The 24,309-nt window shown below is 72.3% G+C and carries 25 protein-coding genes; 8 read left to right on the forward strand and 17 right to left on the reverse strand.

What is annotated here, in order from left to right:
• Positions 1-7: 7 nt before the first annotated feature.
• Genes ACFFHU_RS25540 through ACFFHU_RS25580 form a run of 9 tightly spaced genes read right to left on the reverse strand, consistent with a single transcriptional unit; the run spans position 8 to position 9,948 of the window.
• Entirely contained in the window at positions 8-1,270 is a 1,263-nt protein-coding gene (locus tag ACFFHU_RS25540) for an MCE family protein (protein WP_377342790.1), read from the reverse strand.
• On the reverse strand, positions 1,267-2,703 hold the full coding sequence (locus ACFFHU_RS25545) for an MCE family protein (RefSeq protein ID WP_377342791.1): 1,437 nt from the start codon (positions 2,701-2,703) through the stop codon (positions 1,267-1,269). The genes ACFFHU_RS25540 and ACFFHU_RS25545 overlap by 4 nt, the downstream gene beginning before the upstream one ends.
• The gene (locus ACFFHU_RS25550; RefSeq protein ID WP_377342792.1) at positions 2,700-3,962 is read right to left on the reverse strand and encodes an MCE family protein; all 1,263 of its coding nucleotides are present in this window, start codon (positions 3,960-3,962) and stop codon (positions 2,700-2,702) included. The genes ACFFHU_RS25545 and ACFFHU_RS25550 overlap by 4 nt, the downstream gene beginning before the upstream one ends.
• On the reverse strand, positions 3,962-4,969 hold the full coding sequence (locus tag ACFFHU_RS25555; RefSeq protein WP_377342793.1) for an MCE family protein: 1,008 nt from the start codon (positions 4,967-4,969) through the stop codon (positions 3,962-3,964). The genes ACFFHU_RS25550 and ACFFHU_RS25555 overlap by 1 nt, the downstream gene beginning before the upstream one ends.
• A 22-nt stretch (positions 4,970-4,991) precedes the next feature.
• Positions 4,992-6,026 (reverse strand): MCE family protein, encoded by a 1,035-nt coding sequence (locus ACFFHU_RS25560; RefSeq protein ID WP_377342794.1) that lies wholly within the window; start codon positions 6,024-6,026, stop codon positions 4,992-4,994.
• The gene (locus tag ACFFHU_RS25565) at positions 6,023-7,321 is read right to left on the reverse strand and encodes an MCE family protein (protein WP_377343484.1); all 1,299 of its coding nucleotides are present in this window, start codon (positions 7,319-7,321) and stop codon (positions 6,023-6,025) included. The genes ACFFHU_RS25560 and ACFFHU_RS25565 overlap by 4 nt, the downstream gene beginning before the upstream one ends.
• Before the next feature lie 2 nt (positions 7,322-7,323).
• A complete protein-coding gene (locus tag ACFFHU_RS25570) occupies positions 7,324-8,127 on the reverse strand; it encodes an MlaE family ABC transporter permease (RefSeq protein WP_377342795.1) in 804 nt (267 codons plus the stop codon).
• A 1-nt stretch (position 8,128) separates the two neighbouring features.
• Positions 8,129-8,902 (reverse strand): MlaE family ABC transporter permease, encoded by a 774-nt coding sequence (locus ACFFHU_RS25575; RefSeq protein ID WP_377342796.1) that lies wholly within the window; start codon positions 8,900-8,902, stop codon positions 8,129-8,131.
• Entirely contained in the window at positions 8,899-9,948 is a 1,050-nt protein-coding gene (locus ACFFHU_RS25580) for an ABC transporter ATP-binding protein (RefSeq protein ID WP_377342797.1), read from the reverse strand. Before ACFFHU_RS25580 ends, ACFFHU_RS25575 begins: the two co-directional genes overlap by 4 nt.
• Before the next feature lie 190 nt (positions 9,949-10,138).
• Here ACFFHU_RS25580 and shbA point away from each other — a divergent pair, with 190 nt between their 5' ends.
• Entirely contained in the window at positions 10,139-10,717 is a 579-nt protein-coding gene (gene shbA, locus ACFFHU_RS25585; RefSeq protein ID WP_377342798.1) for an RNA polymerase sigma factor ShbA, read from the forward strand.
• Positions 10,714-11,664, forward strand: coding sequence for a hypothetical protein (locus ACFFHU_RS25590; protein ID WP_377342799.1), 951 nt, complete (start codon positions 10,714-10,716; stop codon positions 11,662-11,664). Before shbA ends, ACFFHU_RS25590 begins: the two co-directional genes overlap by 4 nt.
• Before the next feature lie 52 nt (positions 11,665-11,716).
• On the opposite strand, the gene ACFFHU_RS25595 is transcribed toward ACFFHU_RS25590, so the two are convergent.
• The 5 genes from ACFFHU_RS25595 to ACFFHU_RS25615 all read right to left on the reverse strand — a co-directional run bounded on the left by ACFFHU_RS25595 (position 11,717) and on the right by ACFFHU_RS25615 (position 15,176).
• Positions 11,717-12,037, reverse strand: a complete 321-nt coding sequence (locus tag ACFFHU_RS25595; RefSeq protein ID WP_377342800.1) for a DUF2961 domain-containing protein — start codon at positions 12,035-12,037, stop codon at positions 11,717-11,719.
• 152 nt (positions 12,038-12,189) lie between these two features.
• A complete protein-coding gene (locus ACFFHU_RS25600) occupies positions 12,190-12,741 on the reverse strand; it encodes a DUF5872 domain-containing protein (RefSeq protein WP_377342801.1) in 552 nt (183 codons plus the stop codon).
• Entirely contained in the window at positions 12,710-13,402 is a 693-nt protein-coding gene (locus ACFFHU_RS25605; RefSeq protein ID WP_377342802.1) for an alpha-ketoglutarate-dependent dioxygenase AlkB, read from the reverse strand. Before ACFFHU_RS25605 ends, ACFFHU_RS25600 begins: the two co-directional genes overlap by 32 nt.
• A gap of 248 nt (positions 13,403-13,650) precedes the next feature.
• Positions 13,651-14,826, reverse strand: a complete 1,176-nt coding sequence (locus ACFFHU_RS25610; RefSeq protein WP_377342803.1) for a zinc-dependent alcohol dehydrogenase — start codon at positions 14,824-14,826, stop codon at positions 13,651-13,653.
• Positions 14,823-15,176: a hypothetical protein gene (locus ACFFHU_RS25615; RefSeq protein ID WP_377342804.1), complete on the reverse strand. Its 354-nt coding sequence runs from the start codon at positions 15,174-15,176 to the stop codon at positions 14,823-14,825. The genes ACFFHU_RS25610 and ACFFHU_RS25615 overlap by 4 nt, the downstream gene beginning before the upstream one ends.
• Before the next feature lie 446 nt (positions 15,177-15,622).
• Between ACFFHU_RS25615 and ACFFHU_RS25620 the strand changes: the two genes are divergently transcribed.
• Together ACFFHU_RS25620 and ACFFHU_RS25625 are read left to right on the forward strand one after the other, a co-directional pair.
• Positions 15,623-16,519 (forward strand): formate/nitrite transporter family protein, encoded by an 897-nt coding sequence (locus ACFFHU_RS25620; protein ID WP_377342805.1) that lies wholly within the window; start codon positions 15,623-15,625, stop codon positions 16,517-16,519.
• A gap of 142 nt (positions 16,520-16,661) precedes the next feature.
• The gene (locus ACFFHU_RS25625; RefSeq protein ID WP_377342806.1) at positions 16,662-17,948 is read left to right on the forward strand and encodes a DUF2254 domain-containing protein; all 1,287 of its coding nucleotides are present in this window, start codon (positions 16,662-16,664) and stop codon (positions 17,946-17,948) included.
• Between the two features lie 100 nt (positions 17,949-18,048).
• On the opposite strand, the gene ACFFHU_RS25630 is transcribed toward ACFFHU_RS25625, so the two are convergent.
• From ACFFHU_RS25630 to ACFFHU_RS25640, 3 genes are all read right to left on the reverse strand, one after another.
• A complete protein-coding gene (locus ACFFHU_RS25630; protein WP_377342807.1) occupies positions 18,049-19,440 on the reverse strand; it encodes a hypothetical protein in 1,392 nt (463 codons plus the stop codon).
• Between the two features lie 552 nt (positions 19,441-19,992).
• Positions 19,993-20,808, reverse strand: a complete 816-nt coding sequence (locus ACFFHU_RS25635) for an SDR family NAD(P)-dependent oxidoreductase (protein WP_377342808.1) — start codon at positions 20,806-20,808, stop codon at positions 19,993-19,995.
• Positions 20,809-20,891: 83 nt separating this feature from the next.
• Complete coding sequence (locus ACFFHU_RS25640) at positions 20,892-21,740, reverse strand: SDR family oxidoreductase (RefSeq protein WP_377342809.1); 849 nt, start codon at positions 21,738-21,740, stop codon at positions 20,892-20,894.
• 110 nt (positions 21,741-21,850) lie between these two features.
• On the opposite strand from ACFFHU_RS25640, the gene ACFFHU_RS25645 reads away from it, so the two are divergent.
• From ACFFHU_RS25645 to ACFFHU_RS25660, 4 genes are all read left to right on the forward strand, one after another.
• Entirely contained in the window at positions 21,851-22,228 is a 378-nt protein-coding gene (locus ACFFHU_RS25645; protein WP_377342810.1) for a winged helix-turn-helix transcriptional regulator, read from the forward strand.
• 90 nt (positions 22,229-22,318) lie between these two features.
• Positions 22,319-22,750: a hypothetical protein gene (locus tag ACFFHU_RS25650; RefSeq protein WP_377342811.1), complete on the forward strand. Its 432-nt coding sequence runs from the start codon at positions 22,319-22,321 to the stop codon at positions 22,748-22,750.
• Positions 22,751-22,974: 224 nt separating this feature from the next.
• Entirely contained in the window at positions 22,975-23,673 is a 699-nt protein-coding gene (locus tag ACFFHU_RS25655) for a hypothetical protein (protein ID WP_377342812.1), read from the forward strand.
• Between the two features lie 34 nt (positions 23,674-23,707).
• Positions 23,708-24,034, forward strand: a complete 327-nt coding sequence (locus tag ACFFHU_RS25660) for a TraR/DksA family transcriptional regulator (RefSeq protein ID WP_377342813.1) — start codon at positions 23,708-23,710, stop codon at positions 24,032-24,034.
• The last annotated feature ends 275 nt before the right edge of the window (positions 24,035-24,309 follow it).

The raw sequence follows: 24,309 nt of genomic DNA on the forward strand, positions 1-24,309 counted from the left end.
CCGCCCGTCACGGGGTCACCCCGGCGAGCAACAGTTGTTTCCACGACTGGTCCCCGGCCAGCCGGTACTGACCGCCGGTGCCGCCCAGCTGCAACGGCCGCCCGTCCGGGCCGAGCACCAGGCTGGTCGCCGGGTCGTACGTCGGCGTGGTCGAGCCGTCGTCGGCCGGTCCGGCACCGGCCGACGGGCCCGACGCCGCCCCGGCCGACGCGCCGCCCCGGCGGGGCGCGTTGTCCGCGCCGCGTACGCCGGAACCCCGCGCATGGTCGGCGGCGCTACAGCCGACCCGGCCGCCGTGGTACACGCAGCTCGGCGGATTGCCGACGTTGACCACCAGACCCAGGTGGGCGGTGCCGTCGCCGGGGGTGACGGTGAACCCGCCGGCGACCGCGATGGGGAACTCGACCAGGGCCTGCTCGATCCCCGGCAGGCGGCGGGCGGCGATGCCGTTGACCGTGACGAGGTTGCCCAGCAGGGCGCCGATCGACGGCTCCAGATCGCGCAGCAGGGCCACCAGTTCGGCCCCGGCCGGCGGCTCGGCGGCGAGCAGCCGGCGCAGGTCGGGATCGGCCGCGCGCAGCGTCGCGGCCAGCGCGGCCAGCCCGGACGCCCAGCGGCGCAGCGCGGCGGTGGACTCGGCCTGGGTGGTCAGCACGGTACGCCCGTCCGTTACCAGCGCCAGGGTCTGCGGCAGGTTCCGGTCGGCGTCGGTGAGCAGCGCGTCGCCTGCGTCGAGGATGCGGGCCAGCGCCCGCTCGTTGCCCTCGAAGGCGGTGCCCAGTTCGTCGATCAACACGGTCAGGTCCCGCGGGTCCACCGAGCGGACCAGCGCGTCGAGGTTGCTCAGCAGCGCCTCCGGCGCGAGTGGCACGCCGGTGCGGTCGCGCGGGATCACCGCGCCGGCGCCCAGGTACGGCCCGCCGTCGCGGTCGGGGCGCAGATCCAGGTACTGCTCGCCGACGGCCGACCGTTGGGCCACCACGGCACGCAGGTCGTCGGGCACCCGGATCGACCCGTCCAGCCGCAGGTCGGCACGGGCCCCACCGTCGCGCAGCGTGACCCCGGTGACCCGACCCACCGGCACCCCCCGGTAGGTCACCGGCGCGTTCGGGAAGAGCCCGCCGGCCCGGGCCAGGTCGACGTGCACGACGTAGCCGTCGCCGAAGAACCGGTCGCCGAGCCCGACGTACCGGAACCCGACGTAGCCGATGCCGAGCGCGCTGACCAGCAGGAAGGCGATCAGCTGGAGTCGGGCCGTACGTCCGATCATGGTTGCTGCCCTCCGGTGAGCAGGTCCGGCAGCCCGCCGACCGCACCGGTCACGGCGCCGGTCACCGGCAGGACGCACTGCGGCGACAGGATGGTGCCGGGCGGCAGCTTCGTACCGGCCGGAAAGGCGGTGCCGGGCGGCACGAGCCCGCCGGGCGGCAGCAGCCCGCCGACCGGCACGGCGGAGCCGGGTTTGAGCAGCACGCAGCCGTCGGGCAGCCCGCACTTCTTCGGCGGGGTCCACACGGCGGGCATTTTCGCGGGGTCCGGTAGGCACGCGAGACCGGGCAGGTCGGGCAGCGCCGGTCCGGGGGTGCCGCGCGTCCCGGCGCCGGGCCTGGCGGCGGACCCGCCCTGGCTCGGCCGGGCGGCCGGGGCGGTGCCGCGGCCGACCGCGGGAGTCCGGCCGGCCACGGGGGTCCGGGCGGCTGGGGCGGCGACCAGGTTGGCCAGGATCGAGGCGGCGTCCAGGTCGACCGTGGCGGACAGGTTGACGAAGTCGCCGACGACGGCGCCATTGACGTTCGGCGGGAACGGGTACGTCAGCATGAACTCCAGCGACCGGGGCAGGTTGTCCCCGGCCCGGACCAACTGGTCCAGGATCGGTCGCAACGCCCGCAGGCTGGCCAGGGTGTCGTCCCGGCTGCGATCGATCACCCGCGTGCCGACCCGGCCCAGCTCCCCGAGCGCCGTCAGCGCGGCCGTGAGTTGGGCGCGCTGCTGCGCCAGCACCGTCAGTCCGGGGGCGAGGGCGTCGGTGGCGTCCCCGATCACCTGCCGCTGCGCGGCCAGCCGGCTGGTCAGCCGATCCAGCGCGTCCAGCGCCCGGACCAGGTCCGCCTTCTGCCGGTCCAGGCCGCCGACCAGGGTGTCGAGCTGCCGCAGGGCGTCCCGCGCGGCCGGTTCCCGCCCGTCCAGGGCCGTACCGAGTTCCTGCGTGATCGTCTTGAGCTGGGCCAGGCCGCCGCCGTTGAGCAACAGGCCCAGGGCCGCCAGCACCTCCTCCACCTCGGCGCCCCGGCTGGTACGGGCCAGCGGGATGACCGCGCCGTCGCCGAGCTGACCGTCGGGTTTCTCGGTGGCCGGCGCGGCCAGGGACACGAACTTCTCTCCGAGCAGGCTGCTCTGCCGGACCGCGGCCGTGGCGTTGCCGGGTAGCCGCACGGTCCGGTCGACCCGCAGCCGCACCCGGGCCGTCCACCCGGCCAGGGAGATCTTCTCGACGCTGCCGACCGTCACGTCGTCGACCTTGACCGCCGCGTGCGGCACCAGGTCCAGCACGTCGCCGAACTCCGCGGTGACGGTGTAGCCGTCGCCGGCGGGCGCGCCGCCGGGCAGCGGCAGGTCGGCCAGGTCCGGCAGGCCGCACCCGGCGGGCAGCAGCGCGACCGACACGGCGCAGGCCAGCGCCCGCAGGATCCGTCCCGTCCTCATGGCCGCCCCCGCAGGATGCCGCCGAGGGTGGGGTCCCAGGTCGATCCGCCGGGTGGGGCCGGTGCTCCGGCGCCGTCCACCGGGGCCGACGGTCCGCCCGTGCCCGCCGGTGCGGGGGTCACCGGGCCCGGCCCCGCCGGGCCCGCCGGTGCGGGGTTGGGCGGCAGCTTGAGCAGCGTGCGCAGCTGGTCGGTCAGTGGGAGCTTGCGCGCCTGGAGGGTACGGGCGAGCTGCACGCACGTGTCCGGCACCCGCTTGGGAAGCTGGTCGACCAGCAGCGAACAGACGAAGCTGGCCGGGTCGTACGGGCCCATCGCGTTGTCCCGGGTGTCCAGCGTGCCCGACCGGGGGTTGTATCCGAGGTTGAGGTTGGACAGGGCGAGCGGGGCGACGTCCAGGATGTCGATCACCGCCTTCTGCTGTCGGACGAGGACTCCGGTGATGTCGGCCAGGGCCGTCACGTTGGCGGAGAGCTGGTCGCGGTTCTGCCGCACGAAGGTCGTGACGTCGGCGAGCGCGGTGGCCAGACTGCGCAGCGCGGCGGCCAGCTCGTCCCGTTCGCCGGCGAGTTGGTCGGCCACGTCCGCGAGCCGCTGGTTGAATTCGCGCACCTGCTCGTCGCTGCGGGCCAGCGCGGTGGTGAACCGTTGCAGGTTGTCCACCGTGCCGAACAGGTCCTGCCGGCCGTCGGACAGGGTGGTCAGGGCCGTGGACAGGCCGTCGAGGGTGTCGTGCAGGCTCTGGCCGTTACCCTCCAGATTGGCGCGGCCGGTGCCGAGCAGCCGGGACAGCGCGCCGTCGGCGTTGGCCCCGCGCGGCCCCAGCATCCGGTTGAACTCGTCGAGCGAGCGGTAGACGTCGTCGATCTCCAGTGGCGCGACCGTGCGGCCGACCGGCAGCTCGGCCCGGTCCGGCAGGGTCTCGCCGCCGGACCAGGCGGGCGTGAGCTGGACGTACCGGTCGCTGACGACGCTGGGCGGGACGATCACCGCCTGCGCGTCGGCCGGTACCCGAACCCCGGCGTCGTAGCGCATGGCGACTCGGACGGTACGGCCCTGCGGGGTGACGGCGGTGACCGTGCCGACCGGTACGCCGAGCACCCGCACCTGGGAGCCGGGGAAGATGCCCACGGCGCGGCTGAAGTCGGCGACGAGCCGCCGCTGCGGTCCGCCGTGCCGCAGAACGAGCAGACCGGCCACCGCGGCGAGCACCAGGACGGTGCCCGCGGCGATCATCCGCCGCCAGCGACGGCTGTCCATCAGCGACCTCCCGTCGCGGGCAGGAACGGCTGAACCAGCCCGTCCACGTACGAGTCGAACCAGCGGCCGTTGCCGACCACGTTGGCGAACGCGGTGACGAACGGGGCCATCCGCGCGATGGTCTTTTCCAGGTTGTCCCGGTTGCGTTGCAGGATCGCGGCCACCTCGCGCAGCCGGCGCAGCGCCGGGTCGAGCTGGGCCCGGTTGTCGGCGACCAGCCCGGAGAGCTGGGTGGCCAGGTCGTTGGTGCCGACCAGCAGCGCGTGGATCGCGTCGCGCCGCCGGGTCACCTCGGCCAGCAACGCGTTGCCGTCGGCGACCAGCTTGCGGAACTCCTCGTCCCGGTCGGCCAGCACGGCGGTGACGCTGCGCGCCCGGGTCAGCAGCTGCCGCAGTTCGGCGTCGCGGCCGGCGATGGTCTGCGACAGCCGGGACAGCCCGGTCAGCGAGGCGTGCACGCTGGTCGGGGTGTCGGCGAAGGTCTGGCTGAGGGTGTCGAAGGCGGCGGCGAGCTGCCGGGTGTCCACCTGGTCGAGGGTGTCGGCGAGGCCGCTGACCGCCTGCACCACGTCGAACGGCGCGGCCGTGCGCTCCAGCGGGATCTGCGCGCCCTCGGCCAGCCGTCCCGGCCCGGCCGGGGCCAGCGCCAGGTACTTCTGCCCCAGCACCGTCTTGATCCGGATCGTCGCGCCGGTCTCGGTGCCCAGCCGTACGCCGTCGTCGTCCAACCGGAACCGGACCCGCACGTACGACCGGTCGGCGTGGGCCAGTTCCACGGCGGTCACCGTGCCGACGCGTACCCCGGCCACCCGGACCTCGTTGCCGGCGGCCAGGCCGCTGGCGTCCCGGAAGGCGGCCTGGTAGGCGCGGCCGGTCAACCCGGCGAGCCAGTCGAGCTGGAAGGCGGCCAGCAGCAGGGCGGCGACGACGGCCAGGCCGACCGCGCCGACCAGCGCCGGGCGCCGCTCCCGCAGCGGTAGGCGTGGAGAGTTCCCAGCGGGCGTCACTGCGCACCTCCGGTGCGGGGCGTCACTGCGCACCTCCGGCGCAGCGGGCGGCGGGGGCATTGAACGTGGCGGCGTCGAGCGGCGCGTGGCCGTCGACCGCCACGTGCCCGTCGAAGTCGCAGAGGTAGAAGTTGAACCACGAACCGTACGAGGCGACCCGGGTCAGCTCCGGGTACCGGTCGGGCAGCCGGCCGAGCGTGCCGGAAAGGACCGCGGCGTTGCGGTCGAGGGTGCCGGCGAGCTGACCCAGATTTTGTACGTCGGTCGCGAGCGGCGGCCGGGCGTCCCTCAGCAACCCGGCGGTGGCGTCGGTGAGGTCGCCCAGGTTGGTCACGGCGGTGCCGATCGCGGTCCGGTCGGCGGCCAGCCCGGAAACGAACTGTTGCAGCTCGCCGATCGTCTGGTCGAGGTTCTGGTCCCGGGCCGCGAGGGTGCCCAGCACGGCGTTCAGGTTGGTGATGACCCGGCCGATCACGGCGTCCCGGTCGGCCAGGGTGGTGGTCAGCGACGCGGTCCGCGACAGCAGGCTGGCCACCGTACCGCCCTCGCCCTGCAACACCTGGATGATCTCGTACGCGAGCTTGTTGACGTCCTGCGGGCTGAGCGCCGTGAACAGCGGGCGGAACCCGTTGAACAGCACGGTGAGATCCAGCGCCGGGCTGGTCTGGGGGAGCGGGATGAGCCCACCGGCCGGCAGCGGTCGCCCGTCACCGGGTCCCTCGGCCAGCGCCACGTACCGCTGACCGACCAGGTTCCGGTAGCGGATCGCGGCCCGCACGCTGGTGGCCAGCGGCACGTCCGCGGTCACCGTGAAGGCCACCTCGGCGGTGGTGTCGTCGACCACGCGGATCCGCTTGACCCGACCGACCCGGACGCCGGCCACCCGCACGTCGTCGCCGGGCAGCAGGCCCGTGACATCGGTGAACCGGGCGCGGTACGTGGTGCCGCCGGCCGGGAACGCGCCGAGGGTCTGCGCGAGCATGGCGGTCAGCAGCAGCGTCACCGTGGCGAAGACCGCGAGTTTGACCAGCGAGGCGGTGGTGGTCCGGCCGGTCATCGGGCGGTCACCACCCCGCCGCGCAGCAGCGGCCCCCAGAGCAGGACCGCGAGGTCCGGCACCTCGGCCGGCGGTGTGCCGGTGACGGCGCCGACCAGGGGCTTGACCAGGTCGCTCTCCTGCGCGGTTCCCGCCTGGCCCATCGCGGCCGGCGGCGTGGCGCCGGTCGACCTCCCGGCGTCGGTCGACGGCGGGTCGAGGGGCAGCGTGGCCGGTGGACGGGCGGCGCCGTAGTCGTACCCGTTGTCCGTCCGGATCGCCGGCGCGGGCTGGCCGGGCGCCGGCAGCCCGTGACACCCGGGGCCGTTGTGCGCCCGGTACGCCGGCTCGTCGCGGCCCCGTTGGTAGGGGCCGCCGTCCCGGGTGACCTCCAGGGTGACGTGCATGCGTCCGTTCGCGAAGACCTGCTCCACCCGGGGTTGCAGGGCCACCAGACCGGCCGTCAGGCACGGGTACTCCGGGGCGTACGCGGCCAGCAGTTCCAGCACGGGCCGGCTCACCGAACCGAGCCGGATCAGCTGGTCGCCGTGCCGGTCGAGGAAGCCGCGGGTCACGTCCGCGGTGTCGGTGGCGTCGGCGAGGAACGCGGCCAGCTCGGTTCGCTGGTCGGTGACGGTCCGGGCGGTCACGGTGACATCCCGCAGCAGCGACAGCAGGTCCGGCAGGGCGGCATGGTAGCCGTCCAGCACGGTGGCCAGCCGGCGCACGTCCTCGGTGATCGTCGGCAGCACCCGGTTGAGCTGCCGCAGGTAGTCGTCGAGCCGCACGACGTTCCCGCCGAGCTGGTCGCCGCGCCCGTCCAGCGCCGTCGCGACGGCGCCGAGCGTCGCGGCGAGCTTGTCCGGCTGGATAGACCGCAGCACCGGCAGGGCGTCGTCGAGCACGCGTTCCAACTCGATCGCCGTACGGCTGTGGTCCTGGTCGATCACCGCGCCGTCGTGGATCGGCCCGGCGGCGCTGGTCGCCGGCGGGACGAGTTCGACGTACCGCTCCCCGAACAGCGTGGTGGGCAGCAGCCGGGCGCTGACGTCGGCCGGGATCCGGTCGGTCAGCGCGGGGTCGAGCGCCAGCCGCAGGGTGGCGCGAGAGCCGTCGGTGCGGACCGCGCGCACCTCCCCGACGACCACCCCGGCCAGCTTCACCGCGGCGCCCGCCCGCAGTTGCAGGCCGGCGCGGTCGGCGTGCAGGGTGACCCGCGCGACCGGGGTGAACGCCTTGCGGTACTGCAGCACCGAGCCGGTCAGGCCGGCGGTGAGCAGGACGATGAAGGCGATGCCGAGCAGACGGTTCCGCATGGTCACCCCGCGATCCGGACGGTGGTGGTGGCGCCCCAGATGGCCAGGGACAGGAAGAAGTCGACGATGTTGACCGCGACAATGGCCAGCCGGACGGCCCGGCCGACCGCGACGCCGACGCCGGCCGGTCCACCACTGGCGGCGTAGCCGTAGTGGCAGTGCACCAGCACGACGATCACGCTGAAGACCAGCACCTTGCCGAAGGACCACAGCACGTCGCCGGGCGGCAGGAACAGGTGGAAGTAGTAGTCGTAGGTGCCGGCGGACTGGCCGAAGTAGAAGACCGCCATGGTCCGGGTCGCGAGGTAGCTGGCGAGCAGGCCGACCACGTACAGCGGGACGACCGCGACGAGGCCGGCGATCATGCGCGTGGTGACCAGGAACGGCAGCGACGGCACACCCATCACCTCGAGGGCGTCGACCTCCTCGGCGATCCGCATGGCGCCGAGCTGGGCGGTGAACCCGCAGCCGACCGTGGCCGACAGCGCGATCGCCGCCACCAGCGGGGAGATCTCCCGGGTGTTGAAGTACGCCGAGATGAAGCCGGTGAACGCGCTGCTGCCGATCTGGTTTAGCGCCTGGTAGCCCTGCAGCCCCACCTCCGTACCGGTGAAGAAGGTCAGGAAGCAGATCACCCCGACCGTGCCGCCGGCCACGGCGAGCGCGCCCGAGCCGAAGCTCACCTCGGCCAGCAGCCGGAGCACCTCGCGCCGGTAGCGGCGCAGGGTGCGCGGGGTCCAGGCGAACGCCCGCAGGTAGAAGGCGAGCTGCCCGCCCAGGTCGTCGAGAATCCGCAGCACCGGCACGTCAGGTTCCCTTCTGCGGTACGAGCTGGAAGTACACGGCGGTGACCACGAAGTTCAGGGCGAACAGCAGCATGAACGTGAGCACGACGCTGCGGTTGACCGCGTCGCCGACCCCCTTGGGTCCGCCCCGCGCGGTCATCCCCTGGTACGCGGCCACCAGCGCGGCGGTCGCGCCGAACAGCAGCGCCTTGATCTCCCCGACCGCCAGGTCCGGCAGTTGCCCCAGGGCCTGGAAGCTGGCCAGGTACGCCCCGGGTGTGCCGCCCTGCAGGATCACGGTGAACAGGTAGCCGCCGGTCACGCCGACCACGCTGACCAGACCGTTGAGCAGGACGGCCACCAGCATCGAGGCCAGCACCCGGGGCGCGACGAGCCGCTGGACGGGGTCGATCCCGAGCACCTGCATGGCGTCGAGTTCCTCGCGGATCTTCCGGGAACCCAGGTCGGCGCAGATCGCCGACCCGCCCGCGCCGGCGACGATCAGCGCGGTGACGATCGGGCCGGCCTCGCGGACCACGGCCAGCACCGACGCCGCGCCGGTGAACGACTGCGCGCCGAGCTGGCTGACCAGGGAGCCCAGTTGCAGCGAGATGACCGCGCCGAACGGGATCGAGACGAGCGCGGCCGGCAGGATCGACACCGAGCTGATGAACCACGCCTGCCGCACGAACTCGGCGGCCTGGAACGGCCGGCGGCCGATGGCGCGCAGGGCACTCAGACAGAACCCGAAGAACTGGCCCGACTGGCGCAGGGCGGCGGTCACCGGCGCCGTCATTCGACCACCCCCTGGCGGTGGTGGGCCGCCCGCTTCAGCTCCAGGTCCGGCTCGACGGTCGACGGCCGGGACACCGGCCCGGGCGTCGGTCCGGCGGTCGGGCCGAACGGCGCGGCATCGAACGAGCCGGCCGGCGGGGTGACGCCGTGCTGCGCGCACCACTGCCCGGGTGGCCGCTCGGCCCGCCGGGGCTGGCCGTTGGACGGCGCGAGCTGCGGCGGGATGGGCGGCAGGGGCGGCAGTTCGATCCCGGCCGCCGCCTCGGCCTGGAGCTCCTCGGCGTCCTTCTCCTCGGCCATCCCGATCGGGCCGACCCGCTGGGCGTTGAGGAACTGCCGCACCACGGCCTCCGTGCTGGACAGCAGCATCTCCCGAGGACCGAACATGGCCAGGTGTCCGTGGTAGATCAGGCCGATGTTGTCCGGCACGGTGCGGGCGGTGTTGATGTCGTGCGTGACGATGAGGAACGTCGCGTCGGTCTGCTGGTTGAGGTCGATGATGAGCTGGTTGAGGTAGGCGGTGCGGACCGGGTCCAGCCCCGAGTCGGGCTCGTCGAACAGCACGATCGACGGCTCCAGCACCAGCGCCCGGGCCAGGCCGGCCCGTTTGCGCATCCCGCCGGAGATCTCCCCGGGCAGCTTCTTCTCCGCCCCCAGCAGCCCGACCATGTCGAGCTTCTCGGTGACCACGGCCCGGATCTGCGACTCGGTCCTGCGGGTGTGCTCGCGCAGCGGGAACGCCACGTTGTCGTAGATGTTCATCGAGCCGAACAGCGCACCGTCCTGGAACAGCACGCCGAACAGCTTGCGTACCTCGTAGAGGGCGCGCTCGGAGAGCCGGGGCAGGTTCTGTCCCTCGATCCAGATGTCGCCACGGTCGGGTCGCAGCAGCCCGACCAGCGTCTTGAGGAACACTGACTTGCCCGTACCGGACGGTCCAAGCAGGACCGAGATCTCCCCGGCGGGCAGCGTCAGGTCGAGATCCGACCAGACGGGCTGACCCCCGAAGGACTTGGTCAGTCCCCGCACGGTCACCTCGACGCCCACCCGCTCCTCCTCGTCCGCCCCGGCCCGTCGATTCCCGGCCCGTTTGTGTCTCCCGGCTGTGACATCGGGCCGGGCGGCTCCGACGCAACAGCTTTCTTTCGGTACGCGTGGCCTCACCGTCCGTGCTCGGGTAAGGTCCCGCACACCCCGACCGCGATTGCCTGACCGGCCTAAGGTCCCCAGCGAGGTCATGACCGTCACCATTGATCGAGCGCTCGTGCACCGGGCCGTCCAGGGCGACCCGACGGCGACGGCGAGCCTGCTCGCCGACGTCCGCCCCGGGCTGGTCCGGTACTGTCGGGGCCGGCTGGGCAGGGTCGGCGGCGCGTACACCACGGCCGACGACGTGGCCCAGGAGGTCTGCCTGGCCGTGCTGCGCGCCCTGCCCACCTACCGGGAGCAGGGGGTGCCCTTCATGGCCTTCGTCTACCGCATCGCCGCGCACAAGGTGGCCGACGCGCACCGGGCCGCGGTCCGGGCCGCCACGGTCACCCCCACGGACGCCCCGCTCGACCGGCCCGACGCCACCCCCGGTCCGGAACAGCGGGCGCTCTCCGCAGACCTCGCCCGGCGGCTCTCCGGCTTGCTCGACCGGCTCACCGACGCGCAACGGGAGATCATCATCCTGCGGGTGGCGGTCGGCCTCAGCGCGGACGAGGTGGCGACCATCGTGGGCATGTCGGCAGCGGCCGTCCGGGTGGCCCAGTCGCGTGCCCTGGCCCGGCTCCGTACCCTGGCCGGCGACGCGTTCGGCGAGGTGGCGGCGTGAACGAGCACATCCCGACCGGGGACGGGCAGCCGGTGGAGCCGATGACCCTCACCGAGGACGACCTGCTGCTGGACGCCCTGGGCAGCGGCGGCGAACCCCCGGCCGACGACCCGGTCGCCGCCCTGCTGTCGGCGTGGCGGGCGGAACTCGACGCCGACGGCACGCTCGACACGGACGGCACGCTCGACGCCGACGGCACGCTCGACACCGACGGCATGCCGCCGTCGGCCCCCGCCGCCACGGAACCGGGGGCCGGGGGCCGGGCGGGGGAGGGGCCTACCGGCTCGACCGGGCCGACCCGGGGCGGGGCCGCCGTGCCCTCGCCACGGCGCCGTACCGGCCCCGGCCGCGCCGGACCCGCCCGGTGGCGGCGCCGATCGGCGGTGGCGGTCGCCGCCGCGGTCGTCGCGGTGTCCGGTCTCGGCCTGGCGGTGGGCAGCCACCGCGCCGGGCCGACGAGCCCGCTCTGGACGCTGACCCGGCTGCTGTACCCGCAGGAGGCCCAGGTCCGGGACGTCGAGTACACGCTCGACCGCGCGGAGGCGGCCCTCGCGGCCGGACGGTACGGCGAGGCCCGTGGGCTGCTCGACAAGGCCGCCGCACAGCTTCCGGGACTCAGCGACCGGGCCGCCGCCGCCCGGTTGGCCGAGCGACTGGCCGCGCTGCGTCGGCGCCTGCCGGCGGAGCCGCCGGTTCCGGGGTCCCCGGCCGGCCCCTCCGCCGCCCCCCGGCCCAGCGCCGCCCGATCGGCCTCCGGCGGCACACCACGGGCGACGAACCCGCCGTCGGCCGCACCGCACGCGCCCCCGTCCGGTCGCGGCCGTACGCCGAGCCCCGGTCCGCTTCTTCCACTGCCCTCCCTGCCCGCCTCCCCGGGGCCGGTTCCGTCCCTGTTGCCCACCCAACTGCCGAAGCTGCCCCTGCCGACGGGGCGGCTCCTGGGCTGAGAGCGTGGGCGGGACCCACGCGACGCCCCGGCTCCGGGTCGAGCGTTCGAGGTCAGACAACCTCCAGCCGGTCCGGATCGAAATCCGGCGCCGGCCCGTGTGCCGGTTTCGGGCGGATGATCTGCGGCAGCCCCAGATATGGCGTCGTGTAGGCGGTGTAGCCCTGCCCCGGGACGTCGAAGTTCCAGGCGCCGCCAAAATAGTCCTCGGTGCCGGTGCCGCAGATGGTCGGGACGTCGGTCAGCTCGTAGTCGATCTGGTAGAACAGCAGGGCCGGCTCGGGTCCGAGGTTGGCCACCGTCAGCCGCGCGCCGCTGCGGTAGGGCATCTCCCAGTACGCGTTGAGCCCGCCGTTTACCTGGGTCTGAGTCACCCACCGGACCTGCTGCGCTGGTATCTCGGGCCGATCGCATCCGTGTCGGCCGTCGGCACCCGCTCGGCGCTGGCCCGCGCGCACGGCTGCGCGTCGTACGACATCTACTCGGTCAACGCGGTGACCGCGGACGGGCGGCTCGGCTTTCGCGCTCAGCGCCGGCGCAGCTCCGATTCCAACCGGCCGACGAGCGTCTTGCGGGCCTTGCCGCCGCGCTCGTGGCGCAGCGCCGCCTTGAGCTGATCGGTGTCAAGGTCGCGGGCGAGCTTAACCGCTTGGGCGACCGGCATCTCCGACATTTGCTCCGCCGCCGTCACGTCGCGCCGGGCCCGCTTGGCGGGCCCGGTGTTCGCCACGAACTGCCGGCCGGTACGGGACGCCTTGCGCTTCTTGCGGTCGGTGGCGCGCCTTTCCTCCTCGGAAAGCTCTGCCCAGGCCTGCTTGGGCAGGTATCGGCCCGTCTCGCCGTTCCGACGCGCCCGGGTCGAGCCCTCCCTGGTCTGCCACTTTTCGGCCCCCCACCGTTGCAGGGATTGCTGCCGCTCGTCCTTGGGCCCCTCGTAGCCGCCGCCGCGGCGCTGGTACTCCTTGGTGAGCAGCTGCGACTTGCGCGCCGACCACTGCCCCGGCCTGCCCCCTTTGTCGGAGGCCTGAATTTCCTTCTTGACCTGCTCACGTAGGTCCGGCTTCGTGTACCGCGCCATGAGCTGGCAATACCCGTCGACAGGTCGAGCGAACACCCGACGTCAGGCGTACCGCCGGTCCCGGATGGCGGCTCGGGCTGGACGCCGCCACGGTAAGCCGGCAGGCGGCGGGGCGGCCAGGGTATGGAGTCCTGGCCCAGGTGATCCACTGCCACCCTGCCGCCCGGCGAAGTTGTCGGAAGGTGACCGAGTACCGCAGCTGCGGCACCGGCGGGATACTGTGCTGCCAGCTGGACCGGGCAGCCCCGGACAGCACATACGCCGACCGTGGCACCAGCTCCACCTCGTACACCCGGCGTTTCTCGGCCGTGCCACGTCGAAAGCGCATCAGGCATGCGGAGCCCAGCGACAGCCCGACCACGGTCGGCCCGAAAACCGGCGCGTCCCGGTGCCAACCCATGACCGAGCCGGGTGGATACCGGGTGACCAGAGCCTCGGCCAGGCTCGTCTCCGCCACTCCGGCAAGGTCGGCGCACCGCCGCCGCGCCTGCTGCAGTGCGGGTGGCATCGGTTCGGCCTCGGTGAGCTGGAAGGATTCAAAGTCATAGTCGACGCCGAAGGACCGCACCGTGCGGCGGGCGGTCCGGCCATGCATCCGGATCTCGCGGAAGTCGAGCGCCGCCACGATGGCCAGCAACGACCGTTCCTCGTCGCTGCTCACCACGTCCGGCTGGTAGGTCAGACCGGCGGGTCGCTCGTGGACCCCCCCGCATCCGTCCCATCGGCTGCGCCTCCCGTTCTGCGGAGTAGGTCAGCCTCAGCCGGAGGCTTCGCTTGAGGTGGACCTGCGTTCAGGTCGGCCCCTGCAGCGCCGCGGCGATATCACCTAGGTCGGTGACAGAGAGGCGAGATCCTCGCCAGTCAGATGGTGGTCGATCGGGCTCGCGGTGACAGGACCCGCACCGATCATCATCGGGCGGGTTCGAAGACGGCGCGTACGCAGCCGTCGAGCTTGTTCTTGAACATGTTGTATCCCTGTGGCGCCTCGTCGAGTGGCATGGTGTGTGTCGCGAGGTGTTCGGTGACCAGCTCGCCGCGTGCCATCCGTTCGAGCAGCATGGGAATGTAGCGGTGTCCGTGCTGTTGGGCGCCGCGCAGGGTGAGGCCCTTGTTCATCACCGCCCCGAGCGGGAACTTGTCGACAAGGTTGGCATAAACGCCGAGCAGGAACACGCTTCCGCCCTTGCGGCAGTGATAGATGGCCTGGCGGGCGGCGATCGGCCGGTCCGATTCCAGGCGCAGCTGCTGCTTGACCTGGTCGTACAGGTATTGCGGGCCCGTGCTGTGCGACTCCATCCCCACCGCCTCGATGCACACGTCAGGCCCGCGCCCGCCGCTGCGTTCCAGCAGCTCACCACCGACGTCCTGGGTCTGGTAGTTCAGTGTTTCCACGCCCAGGTACTTCTCCGCCATCTGCAGCCGGTTGGCGAAACGGTCGATGATGATCACTCGCTCCGCGCCGAGCAGGACCGCCGCGCGTGCCGCCATCTGGCCCACCCCGCCCGCGCCCCACACCGCCACCACGTCGCCGGCCTTGACCCCACCAAGGTCCGCGCCCATCCAGCCGGTTGGGGCGGCATCGGAGGCGAAGAGCGCACGCTCGTCGCTCACCCCGTCCGGGACCGTGAAAGCCCCTTGGTCGGCGTACGGAACGCGGATGTACTCGGCGTGGCTGCCCGCGAAGCCGCCAAGCGCGTGGGAGTAGCCGTAGCAGCCGCCGGGTGCGAAGCCCCAGACGTTCTCGGTGATCGCCGGGTTGGTGTTGCCGTTGTCGCACAGGGAGTACTGCTGCCGCTGGCAGTACCAGCAGCGGCCACAGGAAACGAACGAGCAGACCACCACCCGGTCGCCCACCTTGTGCTTACGCACCTGCGGGCCGACCTCGACCACCTCGCCCAGGAACTCGTGCCCGAGGACGTCACCCCGTTCCATGAACGGGATGTACCCACCCAGCAGGTGCAGGTCGGAGCCGCACGTCACCGTCTTGCGGACCCGGATGATGGCGTCCTGCTCGTTGCGCATCGTCGGGTCCGGAACCTCGCCCACCGACAGTTCGTTGACGCCTTGCCACATCAGCGCCTTCACAATCGCCCCTCCCGGCGCCCCTGCCGCGTCGCCATCTGCAGCGGTTTGTTGACCACCGTCGGGTGGGTGGTGGGTGGAAAGTCGGGGTGCAGCACCTCGCCGGTCTCCAGCAACTGCTTCGCCTCCCGCAGGGCGGCGCGGATCGCCTGGTTGGGATCGCGACCCGCGAGTCGTCTGGCCCCTTCGGTCACCGGGGACTGGCCGCTGTCGCGCATCCGTACCGCCAGCTCGATGCCGCGGTCACCCGGGGCGCGGCGGATCTGTACTTCCACGGCGTCGCCGAGTCCGGCCAGGGGCTCCGGAAGTGGCGAGTCCGGGGTCAGCTCTTCGCGGGCCGGGTTCACGGTCACCACGTGCCACCGCGGCTCGCGCCGCATCAACGGGGCCTGCCGCCAGGGCCGATGACCACCCGAGGAAACCAGGAACCTGCGGAGGACGACCCCCCCGACCGTGATGACGGCCGCCTTGACCAACGCTCTCATGTACGCCCCCCGACTCGACCCACCGGTCGCCGCTGCCTGAGCGGCGGCTCCGTCACGGATAAACCCTGTCATATCGGTGCAGCGCCACGCTGGCGAATCCACACCCGGCAAGGGGCCGTGGCCCGGCTCGGGGGCGGATCGGTTCCTGCTCGTTCAACCACATCGGCCCTAGCTGGTGAATTACCCTTGGCAGCAGGCAATCAGGCACCGCCCGAGGGAGTGTGACCACGGCGGCGCGCGCCATCACATCCGCCGTTTGATGGCGGCGATCCGGGACGGGCGCTGTGATAGTCCCATCAGGCATGGGGGGAACCATGGCCTTCAAAACACCCGACCAGATCGCCACCGCGGCGGTCAACGCCGGCGTCGTCAAGGCGAACCTGACCGCCGACCGCATGTTCGCCGGTGGGATCCTGGCCGGTGCCTACATCGCCTTCGCCGGGCTGCTTGCCGTCGTTGTCACTGCCGGTATGCCGGTGGCGATCTGGGGGAATCTGACCACCCTGTTCTTTGGCGCGGTCTTCGCGACCGGCCTGATCATCGTTATTGTCGCCGGCTCTGAGCTGGTCACGGGCAACATGGCGCTGCTACCGCTGGCGCTGACCACGCGCCGAGCGACGGCCGGGCGAGTGGCGATGAGCCTGGTGGTCGTGACCATCGGCAACCTTGTCGGCTCACTGCTGGTTGCCTACCTGCTCGCGGTGCAGACCGGCGTCATCGGATCCGCGCATTCCGCCGCCGGCTCCGCTGGCGCGCTCACCTTCGCCAAGCTCGCCGCCGTCGCGAAGGGCAAGGCGGTGACCGAGACCAGCCTGGAGATCTTCCTGCGCGCGGTCGCCTGCAACTGGCTGGTCTGTCTCGCCGTCTGGATGGCTTACGCCGCCGAGGACATCGCCGGAAAGATTTTGGCGATCTTCTTCCCCATCATGGCGTTCGTCGCACTCGGCTTCGACCACGTGGTCGCCAACATGTTCTTCATCCCGGCGGCGATGTTCGCCCACGTCCCGGGGATCGGCATCGGGGATGCGGTCCGCAACCTCGTTCTGGCCTTCGTGGGCAACGCGGTGGGCGGCGGCCTGTTCGTCGCCGGCTTCTACTGGTTCCTCTACCTCCGCGGTCAGCCGCAGCCAACCACGCCGAAGGGTGTCCAGGAGACGCCGATCCCGGATGAGCGCAGCAAGGGCGGGCAGGACGCAGCCGGTCCGCGCTGAGCGACCGGACGCCGACGGCGTGATCGCCGGGTGGCCGATTCCACCCGAACGTCCTGAATTTCCCCTCGCCACCCCCGGGCAGTTGTCGTTCGACGCTCCCACGGCCCCGTTACCTTTGGCCGTGGACGGGTAACGCCGGGCGGTGCTGCCCTCACGGCTGACCCGTCGACTCCGTGGCACCCTGTGGCTGGTGCCGCTGCTGTGCATCCTGGCCGGCGTTCTGGTCTCCGCTCTCACCGTGACGGTCGACCGGCGCGTCGACCACACCCTCGTCCCCGCATGGTTGACCGGCAGCCCCACGGACGCGCAGACCGTCCTCAGCACGATCGCCACCGCCACGGTCACCCTCACCACCCTCGTGCTCACCGTCACGCTGGTGGCCATCCAGCTCGCCATGGGGCAGTTCTCGCCGCGGATCGTTCGCGCGCTGCTGCACGACCGCTCCAGCCAATTGGCCGTGGGTCTGTTCACGGCCACCTTCGTGCACACGCTGCTGGTGCTGCGCGAGATCGACGACCGGTCGGGCCGGGTGCCCGGTGTGTCCCTCGTCGTGGCGTACCTGCTGATGTTCGCCAGCATCGTGACCCTGGTCCTCTACGTAGACCACGCCGGCCAGTCGCTGCGGCCCGGCGGGCTGATTGATCTGGTCGGGAACACCACACGGGCACAGCTCAACAAGGAGTATCCGCAGGAGGCGGCGGCGCCACCTGATGACATCGTTACGGCGTCGGCTCCCGGCATCCTCCTTTCGGTGGACCGGGCCCGTCTCGTCGAGACGGCCCGGCGGACGGACAGCCTCATCGAGCTGATTCCCATGGTGGGGGACTTCGTCTGTGCCGGCGCGCCGCTGCTACGGGTACACGGCGGCCGGCGGCCACCCGTCCGTCAGGTGCTGCGCCACGTCGTCCTTGGCTCCGAGCGGATCCACGAGGAGGACCCGTCGTACGGCCTGAGGAAGCTCGTCGACGTCGCTGAGCGCGGGATAGCCGAGCCGTTCCTCGACCCGACCACCACGAAGCAGGCCCTCGATCGTCTGCACGACTGTCTGCGCCACCTCGCGGCGCGCGAATTTCCCGACGGCCTGCACCGGGACGCGCAGGGCACTCTGCGCTTCATCGAACCGGTGATGAGCTGGGCCGGGTATGTCAGGCTGGCCTTCGACGAGGTGCGGCTCGCCGGCGTACGGTCGCCGCAGGTGAGCCGGCGAATCATGGCGGCTCTGGTGGATCTCGAGTCCGTGGCGCGGCCGGAACGTCGGGCCCCGCTTCGGCGGCAGCGGATGTTGCTCGAGTCCGCGGTCCATCGGGCTTACGAGGACCAGGAGGATGCTGCGGCCGCGCTCATGCCCGACCAGCAGGGGCTGGGCTCGGGACCGGACATGGTCCAGCGGCGACCCGACCGGCCGGTAGATGACCCGCGGAAAAGTTGACCGCCCGCTCAGCCAGTGGCGCGGGCTGCGGCGCGGCTGCCCTCGGTCAGGGTCCCGCGCGCGCGCGTCCTGGCACCCTCAGGTCTGCAGCAAGGGCGAGTCAGCGGGCGGCGAGGCGGTGTTGCAGCCGTGCGTGGCTGAACTCGTAGACCGCGCCGCGTTGACGCAGGACGCCGCGGCGCTGCGCGTCGGCGAGGAAGCTGGCGAACCGCCAGGGAACGCGGTGCCGCAGGGCCAACCAGCATCGGGTCGCGGTGTACATCGGCCACGCCGCATCCCCGCCGAGATGCGCGGCCACGAACCCCATCGCCAGACCGAAGCCGAGCCCCCCGCGGAGTGCGCCAGCCGGCAGGCTGACCAGGATCGACAGGCCGAGCACCAGCAGCCACCACGCCCCTGCCATCAGCAGGACGGTGCGCCGGTCGGCGGCGAGCACAGCGAGCGGGTCCGCCGTCCGGGCGAGATTCGCCGGTGCGCTCTCGACGGCTTCGACGCCGAAGTAGAGCAAGGCCATGGAGCCGAACATCAGGCCCACGAACAGACCGGGGTAGGCGCCGGCGACGTGCCCGATCGGCAGCCCCCAGCCGAAGCCGGCGAATATTCCCGCGATCAACCCGAGCCCGAGTCGGCCACGTGACCACCGCACTCCGTGCCGGGGAGGATAGCTGTCGAGTCCGGACCGGGCCTGGACCTCCGTGACGTCACCGACCATCAACCCGCAGCCCAACCCGATCGCCAGCGCCGTGGCCAGACTCACCCCGTGCAGTCCGGCGATCAGCGCAGCCAGGGACACCACGCCGATCCACAGGCCGGCGACCAGGAAGAGGAACAACCGGCGAGGTGCGGAGCGGCGCAGCTGAAACCATGCGAGGTCGGTGGCCCCGCCGCAGTCATCCCGCAGGTGCCGGGCCAGGAAGGTGAGGTAGCGCTCTGCGGGGCCGGCCGCCCACCGGCGGCTGTGCCGGTACGCGGCCGGGATGAACGCCCCGAACAAGTGATCCGCGATCTGTTCGCCGGTGCGGAAGAGCCCGGCGTCGCACAGTCGCGCCGGGTCCGGCAGCGTTCCGGCGTCCTCGCCGGGGCGGGGGTTGTAGATCGTGCTGGCCATGCTGACCAGCAGCGGGCTGCGCAGGGCCGCGCCAACAGCCGTACCGCCGTCGAGAGCGGCCAGCACCGGCGCCCAGCGTGCGGCCGCGGCCGGCGAACCGCCCGCTTCCCGCCGCAGGTAGCCCCGCACCGCGTCGGCGTCGGGTGCGCTCAGCACGATGCCCGCCGCGCCCCGCAGCTTCACCGGCACGCCAGCCGGCGGATCGACGACCTGCTGATAGTCCTCGGTCCGGCAGGCGACCACCAGCCGGTCGCCGGTCTGCAGGGCGTCGTTGATGCCGGCCAATGCGTGCCGGCGTTGCTCCGGGGGCATCTCGTCCAGCCCGTCGAGAATCGGCAGCAGCAGGCGCTGGGTCGGATCGATCGACCGCCGCGTCGACCACATAGGACCATGCCTCGACCAGCGACGTGGTGGCGGGCTGCCAGGGCACCGGGAACATGTTCTGGTCGTTGATCCGCCGCCGTTCCGCCTCAGCCTGCCACTGCCGTTCGACGGCCGTCGCCAGCTGGTCAGCGGCCACCGCGAGCGGATCGGTGGCGCCTGGGAACGCCTGACGGGCGGCGTCGCTTCGCCGACCGGACACCTCCGTGACCACCGAGACCACCATGAGCAGCCCGGCGAGCATCCACACCACGGGCGGCCACCAGGCGGCCTCGACCCGTACGGTCCCGGTCGCGAGGTTCGCCACCAGCGCGAAGGCGGCCGTCACCGTGACGCCGGTGACCGGGGAGGGGCGCCACCGCACGTTGTCCTCCAACAGCCGTCGGCAACGGGTACGAGACCAACACCGTACCCACCGGCCGCCCACGGGCAGATCGCCGTGCTACGCCACGGGCTGAGATGTGCTTACGCAGCGACCGGCGTCGGCTGCCCGACCAGCGCCCCGTTGGTGGGCAACTTCGGCGTCACCGGCCTGGCCTTCGCCTCACCGGCGCGTCACCCCCGGACCCGGGACGGATCGGTCGTCCGGGTACGCAGCCATGCATCGAAGTCGCGGGCCACGATGCGTTCGTCGGTGACACCGTCGGCGGCCGGCGAGCACAGCCAGCGGATCGGAGCGGCCATGACAGCGGGATCAAGCATCTGCTCGCTGACTGCCTGAGGCATCCCGTCGGGGATCATGCCGGTACGGGTGGCCCCGCCGGGCAGGAGCACGTTGACCCATACCGAGTGCTCGCGCAGATCGGCGGCCATGATGCGGGACAGTGCCTCGGACCCCGCTCGGGACGGGCCGTAGGGCGCGAAACCTCTACGGATCATGGTCGCCTCGTTGAGCGAGATGTTCACGATGCGTCCGCCGCCCGCGGCGAAGAAGGTCGGTACGACCGCGCGGGCCACCAGGAAGTAGCCGGTGAGGTTCGTGTCGATCACGTCCCGGAAACCGTCGGGCGTGACCTCCCAGAAGCCTCGAGGTTCGGTGAAGAACTCCGGGTTCACGGTCCGCATGCCGATTCCGGCGTTGTTGACCAGCACATCCAGCCCGCCCAGGCCCTCGACCGTCCGGCGGACACCCTCGGCCACCGAGCGCTCATCCCGGACGTCCATGGCGACACCACCGACCCGCCCGCGATCGGCGTCGATCTGCTCGGCGACCTGGGCGGTGCGGCCCTCATCGCGGCCGGTGATGACCACCCGCGCGCCGCTGTCGGCCAGCGCCTCGGCCATCGAGCGGCCAAGGCCGCTGGTCGCCCCCGTCACCAGGACCCGTACGCCGGAAAGGGACTCGTCGGTTCGCACGTCACGTACAGTCATGAATCAGTCATTCTACTTATCCGGCCAGGAGTGGTGGCGGCTGCCCCGTCCCGGCGGACCGGGACGGGGCGGGGCGGGACGAATCAGACGGCCGCGCGCACGGCGTCGGCGAGCGAGGTCGGCCGCCGCCCGATCAGCTTCTCCAGGTCGTCGACCGGCACGTACAGCGCCCCCCGGGCCAGACCCCGGTCGGCGTCGGCGAGAGCGGCGGCGTACGGCTCGGGCAGCCCGGCCGCGACGAGCAGCTCGGTGTACCGGTCCACGGGCAGGTCGGTGTAGCGGACGTCCTGGCCGGTCTGCCGGGCGACCTCGGCGGCCAGCTCGGTCATGGTGAACGCCTCACCGCCGAGCTCGTACGCCCGGCCCGCGTGGCCGTCGGTGGTGAGCACCTCGGCCGCGGCCTCCGCGTAGTCGGCGCGGGCGGCGGCGCTGACCCGGCCGTCACCGGCCGCCCCGGCCACCCCGTGGGCCAGGTACGTCGGGAGCTGAGCGGTGTAATTCTCCAGATACCAGCTGTTGCGCAGCAGCACGTGCGGCAGGCCGGAGTCTCGCAGTTGCCGCTCGGTGGCCTGGTGCTCGGCGGCCATCTGCAGGTCGGAGGTGTCGGCGTGCGCGATGCTGGTGTAGACGACCAGCCCGACCCCGGCCTCGCGGGCCGCGGTGATCACGTTGCCGTGCTGTCGCACCCGCTGGCCCACCTCGCTGCCGGACACGAACATCAGCTTCTGTGCCCCGGCGAACGCGGCGCGCAGCGAGTCGAGATCGTCGTAGTCGGCCGTCCGGACGACCAGGCCCCGGTCGGCGAGGTCGGCGAGCCGGTTGACGTCCCGGCCGAGCGCCACGATCTGGCCGGCGGGTACGCCCCGACGCAGCAGGGACTCGACGATCAGGCGGCCCAGGTGGCCGGTGGCGCCGGTGACGACGATGGACATGGCGTGCTCTCCTCTGACGGTTGTTGCTCCGCTGTCGCTGGTGACCAACGGGAATGCCGTCCTATCACTTCCCGTTGGAGAGTAGGCACCTTGAAGTATGTCACGCACCGATGGAGAGTGATCAGGTGAAGCCCGATCCGTTCAACCGCAACTGCGGCAGCCGGCAGGTGATCGACCGCATCGGCGACCGATGGAGCGTGCTGGTCGTGCTCACCCTCGCCGACGGTCAGAAGCGGTACGGCGAGCTGGCCCAGCGGATCGACGGGGTGAGCCAGAAGATGCTCACCCAGACCCTGCGCGGCCTGGAACGCGACGGCATCGTCACCCGCACCGTGCACGCGAGCGTGCCACCCCGGGTCGACTACGAGCTCACCGACCTGGGCCGCAGCCTGCTCGACCTGGTCTCCGGCCTGGAGGCGTGGGCCACCACCCACCTGACGGAGGTCGAGGCCGCCCGGACCCGGTACGACGGCCGCTCGGAGCGGTGATCGACTGCCGGACCACCAACAAGGTCGGCAGAGTGAGCAGGCCGCCGACGAACGCGGCACCGAGCAGCACCGGGCCACTACCGTCGACTCATGACGGCCCCGGACCGGGAGTATCTCTTGGATCGCACCGCCGCGGCCGGCGATCGGCAGCGGGTCCTGCTGGTGAGCGCCTGGCCGGGCTGGCGGGAGACGGAGCCACGGTACGTCGCCTTCGTCGAGCGGTACACCGGCGTCTCGTCCGGCGGACTGCCGAACCGGAGCCTGTTCACCGTCAGCGCCGAGGTGGGCGCCATCGGGCCGCTGGTGGAGCTGCTCGAAGCGCGTACCGGAATCGTCGCCGGCGGTGCCGACCTGGTCGGCCGGCTGGCCGCGGCCCTGACCGCGGCGGTGCGGCGCGGAGACCTCACCGACGCGTTGCCGCCGGGGACCGCCCGGGATCGGGTGGCCGCCTGGTTCGCCGAGGCCGGCGTGCCGGTCGAGACGGACTTCTGGATGTGGACGGATACCAGCGACATGGTGTGACGGCATCGGACCTGAGCATCAAGTCCGATGCCGGTCATCTGGGCCGGCATCAAGCTGCGGCGCCGCGCAGGCCCTCGATGCCCTGGTCGAGAAAGGCCGCCCGGTGGGTAAGACCGCCGATGCGCTGACCGTGTCATGATCGCGTGATGCGGGTAGCGATGGCAACCGATGCGGGACACCCCGGGCGTACCAATGAGGATTTCGCTGGCGCCGTTCCCTCCGGCATGGTCCTGGTCGACGGCGCGGGCGGCATCACCGGCGCCGAGAAGGTCTGCCACCACGGTGTGACCTGGTACGCCACCCGTCTCGGCGGTGCCCTCCTGGGCGCGCTGTCCCAGGACCGGAGCCTGCGCGACGTGCTGGCCGAGAGCATCGAGCGGATCACCGACGAACACCGCGACACGTGCGACGTCGCCCACCCCATCAGCCCGTTCGCGGCCGTGGGGATGCTCCGATTCTCCGGCGGCCTCGTCGAGCACCTGGTCCTCGGTGACGCCGTGGTGGTCCTCGGGAGGGCTGGGGCCGAGCCGTTCGTCGCTCACGACCCGCGCGAGGTGGCGATCGCCCGGTCCTTCGAGGCCCGGCTGAAGGACATTCCCGAGGGCAGCGACGAGTACCGGCGGCTGCTGCTGGAGTTGCGTGCTCGCCGGAACAGCCCGGGCGGTTTCTGGGTGGCCAAGGACGACCCGCGGGTGGTGGCCGAGGCGATCACCGGCAGTTGCCCGGCGGGCGGGGTGACCGCGGCCGCGCTGCTCAGCAACGGCGCGAGCCGGCTGGTGGACACCTTCGGGCTCACCGGGTGGGCGGGTCTGCTGCACCTGCTGGAGACCGCCGGACCCGGCGAGATCATCCGCCGGGTCCGGGAGGCCGAGGTCCGCGACGGCGTCGCCACCGACGACGCGACCATCGTCTGCCGTAGCTGAGGGAAGACGCCTCGGCGCCGCTTAGGCTAGGCGTATGGTCCGGGATGAGCTGCTGCGGCTGCGAGCGAGGGCGGAGGCTGAGGCGGCGTCGCTGGCCCAGGATCTGGAGGCGCTGTTCCTGGCATCGCGGGATTCGAATGCCGACGACGAGCACGACCCGGAGGGCGCCACCATCGGCTTCGAACGCGCCCAGTTGACCGCGCTGCTGGCCGGGGCGCGGGAGCGGATCGCCGACGTCGACGACGCGCTGCGTCGGGTGGACGCGGGGACCTACGGCGTCTGCGAACGGTGCGGGCGGCCGATCGGCGACGAGCGGCTGGCCGCGCGGCCGTTCGCCCGCTTCTGCATGGCATGCGCATAGGGCCTCAAGGAGAGCGAACACTGGGGGCATTCATCCAGCGAAGCGTTTACGCGGGCCCGACCAGCTGCGCTCAACTGCCGCCTCCCGTGCTACGGAGCGTCCCGGCTCGGGACTGGGCTTGCTCCTCGGCCTGTTCGAGCCAGCCCCGGTACCAGCGCGTGAAGCCACTCGGGCTCCCGTCCGGTTCGTGCAGAGGCCGGAACCCGCCGTCGCTGGCGGTGTCGTCCGCCCACATCTGGCCGCGGGCTGGCCCACTGATGACGAGAGCTCAGGAA

The sequence above is a fragment of the Plantactinospora siamensis genome, assembly GCF_042434095.1.
In the GTDB taxonomy this organism is placed as follows: domain Bacteria; phylum Actinomycetota; class Actinomycetes; order Mycobacteriales; family Micromonosporaceae; genus KBS50.